Origin of the sequence: Pelobacter seleniigenes DSM 18267 (genome assembly GCF_000711225.1) — a bacterium.
Taxonomy (GTDB): Bacteria; Desulfobacterota; Desulfuromonadia; order Desulfuromonadales; family Geopsychrobacteraceae; genus Seleniibacterium; species Seleniibacterium seleniigenes.
The window spans coordinates 1,889,133-1,900,860 of record NZ_JOMG01000002.1 but is presented as its reverse complement, the minus strand read 5'-3'; the positions used below and the strand labels follow the sequence as shown (position 1 = coordinate 1,900,860).

Here is an 11,728-nt window from a genome sequence, read left to right as displayed (position 1 = left end):
CGAATGCAACCGATCAGGCGTTGCTAGAGCCGATCCCCGGCGACCAGGGAACGGTTCATCTGCAGCCCCTGTGCCCGGTTGCCAATGAATTTGGCGGAGCTGGAACTGAGCAAGGCCGACGGGTGACCGATCGCGCTGATCGCAACCGGGGTATCGATAAAGCGCACGCCGGCCAGGTCGAGTCGACTCTGCTCGGTCAGGATACCGACCGTCCCCTGCAGATCGACCCCGGTCAGGGTCAGCCGGGAATGGCTCACCAGTAGGGCCGGAGCCTCAGTCAGCGAATGGATCCGGGAAGACTCCATGGTCACTTCGGAATCGTGGATCTCGATATGCCGGGCCGACAGGTTTTCCAGGCGCACATTGCGACAGCGCTGGATGCTCAGGGTGGAATAATGACCGCTGAACACCCGCCCATTTTCACCCTCGCAAAAGCCGGCCGCAAGTTCAGGTGGACTGGCGACAGGCTGGGGGCGTTGTGGATTCTCCGTCAACCTGCCGAGTAGCGCATTATTAAAGCGCGCCGGGTTCTCCGCCATCGGCGTGTGTCCCAGACCGTCCAGCAGCACCAGCTGGGCCTGCGGCAGGTTCCAGGCCAGCAGTTTGGCGATCCGTAACGGGGCCACCTGATCCTGGGTCCCCCAGAGCAGCCAGGTCGGCACCCTGATGCGGGGCAGGAGCAGGGAAAAATTGGTTTCCACCAGAGCCAAGGCGGCAATTCGCGCCGGGTCACCCGCCAGGAAACGTTCACGCAGCTCCGCCGAGGTCAGAATCAGGCCCGGGTCCAATGGTATCCGTGAGGTTTTTTCAAGCAGCAGGCCGGCCACCTTTCCCAGCGATGACTGCAGGGAATCCGCAAAAAACGGCACCTCCAGACGCAGCTGCTGCCGGACGAAATACTGGCTCAAGGCCAGCCGATGCAGGGTGCCGACCGTATCGACCAGCACCAAACGCTTCAGCTCAGCGCTATGACGGGAGGCATAGACCATAGCTACCGCACCACCCAGGGAGTGCCCGACCAGGGTCAGCGGTTTATCCGGCAGGGTTGCCACCAGCCAGTCAACGATGGCTGCATAGGCCTCAGGAGTGTAGAGCTGATTGCCCTTGGCGGAACGTCCGAAACCGGGCAGATCCGGGGCCACCACATGATAATGAGTCGCCAGCTCCGGCAGCAGTGAGTCCCACGTAGTGCCGGCTTCATCCCCCAGACCGTGGAGCAGCAGGACCAGTTCGGGATGCTCCTGCCCGGCCTCGCGGATCAGCATCTGCCCGTTGAAATAGGGTTCGGTCACGAGCTTTTCGCTGGACCAGGTTGCCGCATCAGCCACCCCGCCAAATCGACAGGTTAACAGAATGACCAGCAGGCCGGCCAGCGGCCAAACGGCACGGAGACGAACGCGCCGTAGCCGTTGCCACCGACAAGCCGCAGCCAAGTCGCCCCGGGTTATCCTTTGCATTTCATCCCCTTCCTGGCGCAACCATGATCAGCCGGCCTTGGTCAAAAGAACGCGTCCCGCCAGGAATCCCGGCGCAGAGCCTTCCCGGCGGCATTCTACTTGACAGCACTGCCTATTTTTCCGATAGTCAGAATCTTGTAAAGCGACCCGTTATGCGGAATTTTCCAGCGTTAATCATCTCAGGTATAACCTAAAGCAGATGCGAATTCTATTGATCAATCCGCCCAACTGCGGCCGCAGCATTCCCGAAGAACGTTATGGGATCACCTCCCTGAAACAGATTTTTCGTGGCGAGCCGCTGAGCCTGGAGACCCTGGCCGGGAACCTGCCCGAGCATGACGTACGGATTCTCGATCTCAAAGCCGACCCGGCCGGCCTGGAAGCGACCCTGGCGGCCTTTGTCCCGGACCTGGTCGGGCTGACCGCCATGACCTGCGAAGCCAATACCGTGCTGGCGTTGGCCGGCGCGATCAAAAAAAACGCTCCGGCAACGGTGGTGGTCGGCGGCGTGCATGCATCCAATGACCCGGACTTTTTCAACCATCCGGACATCGATTATATTGCCATCGGTCTTGGCAAACAGAGTTTGCGTGAACAGATCTCTCATCTTGAGAGCGGAGATCAAACGCCTGTCCCCGGCATAGCCAGGACGAATCCTGGCCAAAAACTGCGTTGGCAGCCAAGATCATTCAGCCGGGCCGACCTTGCCGATAGCGTCGCGCCACGCTATGACCTGGTCGACCACTACCGCCCCCAGTATACCCTGGAAGGCCTCGGACTGCAGATGGGTCTGGTCGCCAGCGCCGCCGGCTGCCCCTATGACTGTAATTTCTGCTGCATCGGCCCATTGACCGGCGGGGCCTACCTGACCGCGTCGATCGCAACGGTGCTGCGTGACATCCGGGCGCTCCCCCAGGCCCCGGTCATTCGCCTGGTCGATGCCAACAGCTTCGGGCAGCCGGACCATGCCCTGGCCCTGGCCGAAGCCATTGCCGAGGTCGGTCTGCGCAAGCAATATCTGGCCGATGTCCGTTCCGATATGGTGGTCCGTACACCGCACCTGCTCAAACGCTGGCGGGAGGTCGGCCTGCGCGCCGTGGTCATCGGCTTTGAAGAAATCGAGGATCAAGCCCTCGGCAATATGAACAAGGCCAACAACCAGGCCAACAATCGCGAAGCGATCCGCATCCTCCACGATCTCGGCCTGACCATTGTTGGCGACTTCATTATTGCGCCGGATTATACTGAAGATCAATTTGACCGGCTCGGCGAGTTTGTCCGCGAGCAGCAGATTGAATTGCCCATGTACACGGTCTTGACGCCGCTGCCGGGCACCGGCTTATATGAACGGATGAAAACCGAAATCAGCAACCATAACCTCGACTATTACACCCTGACCAATGCGGTGGTTCCGACCCGGTTGGAAGAAAAACTCTTCTACCAGCGCTACGCGGCACTGCTTCAGGACGGCCATCACAACGCAAAGGTTTAGCTTTTCATGTCTGTTTACATCACCGATCTTGCCGCATTCCTGCCCAACCAGCCGGTCTCCAACCAACAGATGGAAGAGATTCTTGGCATGGTCAATCAGCTGCCCTCGCGCACCCGGCGGATCATCCTCCGTAACAATAAGATCACCACCCGCTACTATGCCATCGATCCGGCCACCGGCCAAACCACCCACACCAATGTGCAGCTGACCGCGGCCGCCATCAAGGGGCTGACCCCCTACCCGGGCTTCTCGACCGCAGATATCGAATGCCTCAGCTGCGGCACCTCCTCGCCGGACCAGCTGATGCCCGGTCATGCGCCGATGGTCCACGCCGCCATCGGCGGCGGCCCCTGCGACGTCCTGAGCGCCGCCGGCATCTGTACCTCGGGGATGAGCGCACTGCGCTACGCCTGGATGAATGTCGCCCTCGGCCTCACCGCCAACGCCGTCGCCACCGGCTCGGAAATCGCCTCCTCCTTCATGCGCGCACGGTTGTCCGGTGACGTCGATCAGGACAAAGTCGAGCTGCTTGAAAAACAGCCCGCCCTCTCCTTTGAAGCGGATTTTCTGCGCTGGATGCTGTCGGACGGCGCCGGGGCCGCGTTTCTCAGCAACCGCCCCGCCCCCGCCGGGCCGTCATTGCAGATCGAGTGGATTGATTTGCTCTCCTTCGCCGATGAGTATCCCCCCTGCATGTTTGCCGGAGCCGAAAAACAGGCCGATGGCAGCCTGCGCGGCTGGCGCGAATACCCAAGCCTGGCCGATGCTGTTGCCGCGCAAAGTTTTCTGATCAAGCAGGACGTCAAGCTGCTCAACGACAATATTATCAGCGTTGCCGTAGAAAAAATGCTCACCCGGATTATTCAGAAATATCGCCTCAAGGCCGAGGAGATCGACTGGTTTTTGCCCCACTATTCGTCCGATTTTTTCCGCGCAGCCCTGGCTGCACGCATGGCCGCCATCGACTTCACCATCCCCCTGGAGCGCTGGTTCACCAACCTTGGCAATAAAGGCAATACCGGCTCGGCCTCCATCTACATCATTCTGGAAGAGTTGTTTCATTCCGGGAAATTGCAAAAAGGCGAGAAGTTGCTCTGCTTTATTCCGGAGAGCGGCCGTTTTTCCATGTGCTACATGCTGCTCACGGTTGTCTGACTTACGCTTTGACCGATCGAGAGCAATCCGTTTCAACGCTACGAATTTCAGGAGAAGACCATGCCCCAACCCCATTGCACCTAGTACTCTATACCGCCTGCCCGACCTGGGGAGACTGTAGCGCCCGTGTTCCAAAACATCGCGACCACGGCGAGATTCCGGGCTGCTTTTTCAGCGCCGCAGCTGAACGAAGCTACGACCGCTCCATCGCCAGATTTATCAAGGATCAACAGGACTGAGGAACTGGCGAGCAGGGAACTTGGAAAAAATCCCAACGCGGAGTGTTTCGCAAGCAGAATCAGAAAATGGCTCTGGATACCGGGGCAGGGTGAGCAAACAGGATGCGGGTGAAAACCACCATACCGACCCTCCCGGTATGGTGGCGCGTCAAGTCAACTTTTAGCGGTGCGCTGCTGCAGGGAGATTGACATCCTGTGCAGAGGTAGCGGTCTTACTCAGGTGTTCGACCAGCGATTCCAGAAAAGCAAGGCACTCTTCCAGCTGTTCAATCTCAATATATTCATTGGTTTTATGGGCCTGCACGATCGACCCGGGTCCCAAAATCACCGCCGGGATTCCAGCAACGGTCTCATACATGCCACCTTCCGAGCCATAGGAAACCTTCCCACCCCAGGCCGGAAGAATTGTCCGGATTAATTCGAAGCCCTCACTGCCACAGGCATCCCCCATCGCCGGGTAGGAAAAAAGCTCTTCCCACTCGACACCGGCCAGGGGACTGACAGCTTTCATCAACGGCTCCAGATCCTCAGCAACCCGCTTTTTCAGGGCTTCGATAACGGCAACAGGATCATGCTCCGGCAAGCTTCTTATTTCAAAATTGAATGAGCTTGAATCGGGCGTGATGTTCGTCGCGACCCCACTATGAATAATCGTCGTCAACATGGTCGAATAGGGGACCGAATAATCCTCATCAAACGGGCCGTTCTGCTTGAACGATTCCGTCAGATCTTCAATCATCGAAATGATCTGGGCGCTGTATTTAATGGCATTGACATGTTTCGGGGCCAGCGAAGAATGGCCTGCCGTGCCATGGACACGACAGATCATGGAGATTTTCCCCTTCTGCCCGGTGATATATTTCATCTCCGACGGCTCGCCGATGATCGTCAACAAAGGCTTGACCGGAAGATTGGCGAGATATTGGGTCAAGGATGGAACGCCGACGCAACCGACCTCTTCATCATAGGAAAAACAGAGGTAAAGGGGTCTTTTCAAGGGTGCTGCTACCATGGTTGGCACAGCTGCCAGCAGACAGGCGAGGAACCCTTTCATATCACTGGTGCCACGCCCATACAGCAGGCCATCACGTTCAAGAAGCTCAAAAGGGGATCCCAGCCAGCCATCTTCACGGGCCGGGACAACATCCGTATGGCCAGAGAGCACAATTCCAGGAACCGTCGCGGGACCGATACAGGCAACCAGATTCGCTTTACGGCCGCTCTCATCACGAATAATTTTTGATGCCACTCCATAGCGAGACAGATATTCTACAACATAGTCGACAAGCGGCAGGTTGCTATTGCAGCTTGTCGTATCAAAACCGACCAAATCGCGCAGCAGCGATTTGGCATTTTCAAGGTCGATCATTGAGCCACTCCGGTTTTTTTTGCAGAAGAAGAATCGGTTGCTTTTCCAGCGCGAAAGCTCTGCCACTCACGCCGCGCCGTAACACCCAGAAAAAGGATGATCAGCACAAAGAAAATCCAAGAAATAACCGATTGGAAAAAAATGTTCGCACTGCCATGGGATATCGCCAGCGAGCGCCTGAGATTGTCCTCGAACATGGGCCCGAGAATGAAGGCAATCAGAAACGGCGCAGCGGGAATGTTCAGCAACATCATTATAAAACCAACCACCCCCATGACGATCAGGACCGTGACGTCGAATGGGTCGCTGGATATCGAGTAAATGCCGAAGACACACAGCAAAAGAACGGAAGGAGTCAGCAAGGCCAAAGGAATCCTGGAAATATAGGAAAAAAATTTCGCGGTCACCTTTCCGGCTCCGAACAAAAAGACCGATGAGCACATCATCCCGATCAGCAGCATATAGACTTCATGAATGTTGTTTTGAAACAACAACGGTCCGGGAGTTAAGCCCTGGATCATGAACGCGCCAAGCATGACCCCGGTAATGACGTCGCCCGGAACACCCAGCGCCAACAGCGGTATCATCGTCGAGCCGCAACAGCCGTTATTGGCCGACTCCGATGCAGCAATCCCTTCAAGTTCACCTTTGCCGAAATTAGCCCCATTAGGCGATGTGCGGCGTGCTTCCCCGTAAGAGAAAAAAGCGGCGGCAGCCGGTCCAACCCCGGGCATAGCCCCAAGGATACAGCCGATAAAGCTCCCTCTAAAAATGGATTTGAGCGATCCACGCACCTCTTTCAAGGTCAATCTGTCTTCCCCCATCGCCATCAGTTCCCCTTTTTTCGTATCGCCAAAAACAATCAGCTTTAATAATTCCGGCAATGCAAAAAGCCCGATAAGAACCGGGGCGACGGAAAGTCCATTCATCATGTTATCGGTCATAGCGAACCGATAAGAGCCATACATGTCTTCACCGACGGTGGCCAGCAACAAACCGAAACACGCGGAAACAATGCCGAGCAACAGCGAGTCGCCTGAAATCCCGGCAACCATGGTTAGAGCAAAGGCCATCAGCATGAAATATTCCGGCGGGCCGACCTTCAAGGCCAGATAGGCCAGAGGTGCAGCGCAAAAAATCAATGACAGATTGGATACAAAATCACCGATGCACGAAGAGACCAGCGCCATATTCAGGGCTTTTCCTGCCTTACCCTGCTGGGCGAGGGGAAAGCCGTCCAGTACCGTACAGGCCGCTGATGCGGTGCCCGGTGTTTTGATCAGAATCGCGGAGATGGATCCGCCGTAAGTGCTGCCTTTGTAAAGGGCAACAAGCAACAACAGGCTGGTGACCGGCTCCATGTAAAAGGTGAATGGCAGGGCCAGAGTCACTGCCATGGTCCCCGTCATACCGGGGATGGCGCCGATAATGACCCCAGCCCAAATCCCGGCTCCCATCGCCAGAAAATTGTTAACTGTCGCGACGGCCTGCATTGCCAGAACAACATCATGCCACATGGACAACTCCCTCGATATCAGCCCATTCCCAGAGCCTTAAAAAGGCTCCCATGGGGAAAAGGAGTGTTGATAAAGTGCTTGAAAATAAAGTAAAGCGCTAGCGGCAGAAAAGTCGCCATCCCCAGCATCCAGAAGCGATACTTCCAGCCGCCGGCCAGAGCAAAGCTGGCCAGGCCGATCAGAATCGACGCCATCAGGAAACCCAGTAGCGGAATCAGCAGCAGAAACATCATCAAGGCGACGGCGGCGAGAAAAAAGCGCCCTAGCTGACCGGCATGCATCCGCAACCAGGCAGCTACAGGCGTCCTCGGGCCATGAGGCGCCCTGCGTTCCAGCAGGGCGACCATGACTTCCAACAAACCAAGCAACATACCCGAGGCAGAAACGACCCGTGGCCACATGTCCGGAGGGGGGGCGAATCCAGGAATAAACGCCGGCCGCGGTACGTACTCCGGAATCAGGATAAACAACACGACCGCAAACAGAAGGGCAATAAAACAGCCACGTCGCAAATCTGCAGTTGTTTTCATAAAGCAACGTCCTTAAGCAATAAAAAGGCGGTTACGATTTTTGCGGGCGCTATTTCAAATAACCGAATTTTTTTGCCAATGAATTGTAAAGTTGAAACTGTTTCTGAGCATATTCCGCCATATCGACAGTCCCAATGGCGGAAATCGAACCACGCCGATCCGCCAGTTCCATCCAGGTTTTATCGGTTGCCACTTTGTCCAGGGCATTTTTCCAGCTGGAGACGACATTCTCAGGCAAATTCTTGGGACCATAAAGAGCGCTCCAGCCAGTCACTTGCCCGGCCAGGGTAAAGCCCTTCTCGGTAGCAGTAGGAACATCAGGAAGTTTGCTCATCCGCTGTGGTGAATAAACCATGAGGGCACGCATTTTTCCGGCTTCGATATGCGGCATCAGTGACCCTGCAGAGACCGCCAGGAAATCAACATGACCACCCAACAGAGCGGTTGCCAAAGCCCCGCCGCCTTTATAGGGGACCAAGGTCGCGGCGGTCAGAGGATCCAGTCCGGCATCGGCTAACAGGGTCTGCGTGGCAAAGCCATCAATTGCAGCGGCTCCGGAAGCGGCATAAGTCATCCGGCCGAGATTCTGCTTAATGGCGGTCAGCAAATCCTCAACGGTCTGATAAGGAGAATCTGCATTAACGCAGAGGATCATCGGGGTCGCTTCCAACAGGCCAAGGAACGTGTATTCATCCCAGGCCACGGGGGACTTTTCATGAACCGCGGGATACAGTGCCATACCGACCCTGGCCAGCAGCAATGTATACCCATCAGGATCAGCGTTGGCAACATAGCGGGATCCTGTCATGCCGCCGTTACCAGGCTTGTTAATGACGATAACAGGTTGTTCGCCAAGGTAGCCGCGAGCGGTTTCGGCCAACGCCCGGGCGACCAGGTCCGACGCCCCGCCAGCGCCATACGGAGCCACCAGCGTAACCGGTTGGTCCGGATAACCGGCAGCCTGCAAATTTATCCCTGGCAAAGCCAGGCAACACAGAACAGCGAGGATTCCAAAAATTTTGTTCATGACGACGTCCTCCGTAATGGATGAAAGAGAAAAAAATCTTGAGCCCTCCCCCGATATCGTACAAACTGCCAGAACATATTTATAAGTTCAACAATAAGCTTTCAGTATAACTAAATAGCATACTGGCTATAATCGGGAGATCAGGCATGAAGATCAGGCAGATTGAAGCGTTTCACGCTTTTATGACGACCGGATCGGTCACCAAAGCAGCAACGGAATTGAATACCAGCCAACCGATGATCAGCAAATTGCTCAGTCAACTGGAGCAGGATGTCGGGTTCAAACTGTTCGAACGCAAACGGAACCTGTTGATTGCGACACCGGAAGCGCAATCCTTTCACATGACAGTTCCGCGTTTTCTGACGGCATTAAGTGAAATCCACAATGAGGCAAAAGCGATCTCCAATAAACAGCTCGGGCGCATTGTCATTGCGGCGCAGCCAATTTATATCGATACCTTTCTGCTGGACGTTGTTGCCAAGTTTAAACAGGCCCACCCTTACGTGGGTATAAAAATCATCGATGTCGGCCTTGAGGCAATTCTTAAGAATGTTGCCGATCACAGCTGCGATATTGGTATTGGCATTACCCTGGATGCGGGCGCATATCATGCCCGGCGCATTTCTCTGGGTCGCTGTGAAGCCAGATGTATCGTCTGCAAAGACCATCCCCTGGCGCAACAAAAAATCATCCAGCTCAGCGACTTCAAGAACACCCCCACTGTCGAACTCTCTTTAGGCAGTCCGCTCCGTACCAGGGTCGATTACATGATGCAATCGAAGGGGATTCAACGGCAGATAGCCGCGGAAGCCCGCACTCTCAATGCCGTCTTCGGATTGGTGCAACGTGGCGTTGGAATCGCGGTCGTCGATCCATTTGTCGAGCTGCTGAATAACCCGGAGGGAATTGTCCATCTCCCCCTCGCCTATCCGGTCTACTGGGATATGGCTCTTTACTTTCGCAACAAGAAACCGATGAGCGCCATTGAGGAGGAATTTGTCGAAATCGTTAAACAGGAGAGCCGTTCGTTGAAAAAACGAGGAGTATTGAAATGAACCAGTTGAATCCAAAATCCTCTTTGCCAAAAAAAGGCCGGATATCTCTCAAAATCAGATATCCGGCCTGCCCCCCTCCAGACCCTCCCGGAAAACTTAATGCTTTCCGGGAGGGTCAATAGAATCGGTCAGCTGAACAATCGCCAGGGTCGTACCAATGGCCTGCCGCTCTCCTTCGGATCGGAATCCGCAACGGGCCGGAATAAAGCCTGTAGGGCAAAACGGTTCAAAGTGGGAAACTTTTGACGGTTGTCTGTCGAAATCGGGATAACAGGCCAGAGCACAAAGGACAAACAGCAAACCTCGGTGCTGGCATGGAAAAAACTGAAAAAACCGGACAGGAAGGTTTTCATTTTTTATTTCAACTTTACATTTAAGGGATTATCAAACAAAGCCGTCGGCCATAGATTCTTGCCAGACGGCATTTGCCATCACATTGAACTAACATGTTACAAACATCTTGAAGATGCCGTAAAAAAACAATATTGTCAAACATTTGATCGGTTTTTTAAATTAAATCTATTAAATTTACCATTGCGTTCTTTCCTGCTCGGCAGATTCCCCTGGAGTTATGTTAGTATAAAGCAGAATTAACCTGTTTCTGGAGCCATTGCTGCAGATATCGCTCAACCAATCCGGACAATACCGTGCTGAATGTCCTTATTCTCATCGTGACCGTGACCGTCGCCAGCTATCTGGCCTTTTCGAAACGCCTGGGCTCATCGGCCAGTTGGCAGGCAACCGTCACCCCGCTGGCTTCAATCATGGGCAGCGGCTTTCTGATCAGCGCCCCGCTATTGGCCGGCACGGTCGGCTACCTGGCATTCTTCTGCATGGCCGCCCTGCTGCTGCTCGCTTACGGGGTGGGCCACATCATCCGTTTCAACATCCGCCATTTCGAGCCCATCGAAAACAACGGCCATGGTGCAGCCCAGGACATCGCTTTTCTGGCTCGGGTGGTCCTGGCCGGGGCCTATTTTATTTCCGTAGCCTATTACCTGCAGCTTCTGGCCGCTTTTCTATTAAGTCTGATCAACAAGCCTGACCCCACCATAGCCAATCTGATAACGACAACCCTGCTCCTGACTATCGGCGGCATCGGCATGTGGCGCGGCCTTGGCAAACTGGAAAAACTCGAGAGCTATGCGGTCAGCCTGAACCTGGGAATGATCGCCGCGCTGCTGGTTGCCCTGGGCATCTACAACATTAAGCTGCTAAGCGGAGGAGCCTGGCAGATTCCCGCCATTCCCACAACCATCAACCTGCACGACACCAGGATCCTGCTCGGTCTGCTGATCGTTGTCCAGGGCTTTGAGACCTCCCGTTATCTGGGCGATGAACACGGCCCAGAACTACGGATTCGCACCATGCGGGCCGCCCAGCTGATCTCCAGCGTCATTTACCTGGTTTTTATCGCCCTGATGACCGTGCTCTTTCATAGTGGCCTCAATGCCGATGTCACGGCCATTATTAACCTGACCCGCCCGGTTGCCGCGGTGCTCCCCGTGCTACTCGCCATTGCGGCCATCGGCAGCCAGTTCAGTGCCGCGGTTGCCGACAATTTAGGCGCCGGCGGCCTGCTGGAGGACGTAACCCACCACAAACTGCCGGTCCGCTATGCGTACCTGATCATTCTCATCATCACCGTAACCCTGACCTGGGAGACCGATGTCAACAGCATTATCGCCTATGCCTCCCGCGCCTTTGCTCTATTCTATTTCCTCCAGAGCCTGGTTGCGGTTCTGGTTGTGATCCAGGACCACAGTGTTCCGCAGCGCTCGGTCAAATTGATCCTGTTTCCCGTTATCGCCCTGCTCTGCCTGCTGGTGTTCGCCTTCGGCCTACCCGCTGAGTAAAGACCCGTCAGCGAGTCGACCCCGGGGCAGT

At 55.3% G+C, this 11,728-nt stretch carries 10 protein-coding genes; 5 read left to right on the top strand and 5 right to left on the bottom strand.

The genetic code is table 11. The features are described from left to right. Positions 1-23: 23 nt before the first annotated feature. Complete coding sequence (locus N909_RS0111510; protein ID WP_029915192.1) at positions 24-1,457, bottom strand: alpha/beta fold hydrolase; 1,434 nt, start codon at positions 1,455-1,457, stop codon at positions 24-26. Positions 1,458-1,656: 199 nt separating this feature from the next. Between N909_RS0111510 and N909_RS0111505 the strand changes: the two genes are divergently transcribed. From N909_RS0111505 to N909_RS25305, 3 genes are read left to right on the top strand one after another with little or no spacing between them, the layout of a single operon-like run. Continuing rightward, entirely contained in the window at positions 1,657-2,949 is a 1,293-nt protein-coding gene (locus N909_RS0111505; protein WP_029915190.1) for a B12-binding domain-containing radical SAM protein, read from the top strand. A gap of 6 nt (positions 2,950-2,955) precedes the next feature. Beyond that, the gene (locus N909_RS0111500; RefSeq protein WP_029915188.1) at positions 2,956-4,104 is read left to right on the top strand and encodes a beta-ketoacyl-ACP synthase III; all 1,149 of its coding nucleotides are present in this window, start codon (positions 2,956-2,958) and stop codon (positions 4,102-4,104) included. An 8-nt stretch (positions 4,105-4,112) separates the two neighbouring features. Then, positions 4,113-4,343: a hypothetical protein gene (locus N909_RS25305; protein ID WP_211253946.1), complete on the top strand. Its 231-nt coding sequence runs from the start codon at positions 4,113-4,115 to the stop codon at positions 4,341-4,343. A 160-nt stretch (positions 4,344-4,503) separates the two neighbouring features. Here the strand turns inward: N909_RS25305 and argE are convergent, their stop codons facing one another. The 4 genes from argE to N909_RS0111480 are packed head-to-tail and all read right to left on the bottom strand — an operon-like array spanning position 4,504 to position 8,786. Beyond that, the gene (gene argE / locus N909_RS0111495; protein WP_036683112.1) at positions 4,504-5,712 is read right to left on the bottom strand and encodes an acetylornithine deacetylase; all 1,209 of its coding nucleotides are present in this window, start codon (positions 5,710-5,712) and stop codon (positions 4,504-4,506) included. After that, positions 5,709-7,229, bottom strand: a complete 1,521-nt coding sequence (locus N909_RS0111490; RefSeq protein WP_036683109.1) for a tripartite tricarboxylate transporter permease — start codon at positions 7,227-7,229, stop codon at positions 5,709-5,711. The genes argE and N909_RS0111490 overlap by 4 nt, the downstream gene beginning before the upstream one ends. 17 nt (positions 7,230-7,246) lie before the next feature. Then, a complete protein-coding gene (locus N909_RS0111485; protein WP_029915182.1) occupies positions 7,247-7,759 on the bottom strand; it encodes a tripartite tricarboxylate transporter TctB family protein in 513 nt (170 codons plus the stop codon). A gap of 49 nt (positions 7,760-7,808) precedes the next feature. Further along, positions 7,809-8,786 (bottom strand): Bug family tripartite tricarboxylate transporter substrate binding protein, encoded by a 978-nt coding sequence (locus N909_RS0111480; RefSeq protein WP_029915180.1) that lies wholly within the window; start codon positions 8,784-8,786, stop codon positions 7,809-7,811. A 146-nt stretch (positions 8,787-8,932) separates the two neighbouring features. Here N909_RS0111480 and N909_RS0111475 point away from each other — a divergent pair, with 146 nt between their 5' ends. Together N909_RS0111475 and N909_RS0111465 are read left to right on the top strand one after the other, a co-directional pair. Next, on the top strand, positions 8,933-9,841 hold the full coding sequence (locus N909_RS0111475) for a LysR family transcriptional regulator (RefSeq protein WP_029915177.1): 909 nt from the start codon (positions 8,933-8,935) through the stop codon (positions 9,839-9,841). Positions 9,842-10,488: 647 nt separating this feature from the next. Beyond that, positions 10,489-11,697, top strand: coding sequence for a hypothetical protein (locus tag N909_RS0111465; RefSeq protein WP_029915174.1), 1,209 nt, complete (start codon positions 10,489-10,491; stop codon positions 11,695-11,697). The last annotated feature ends 31 nt before the right edge of the window (positions 11,698-11,728 follow it).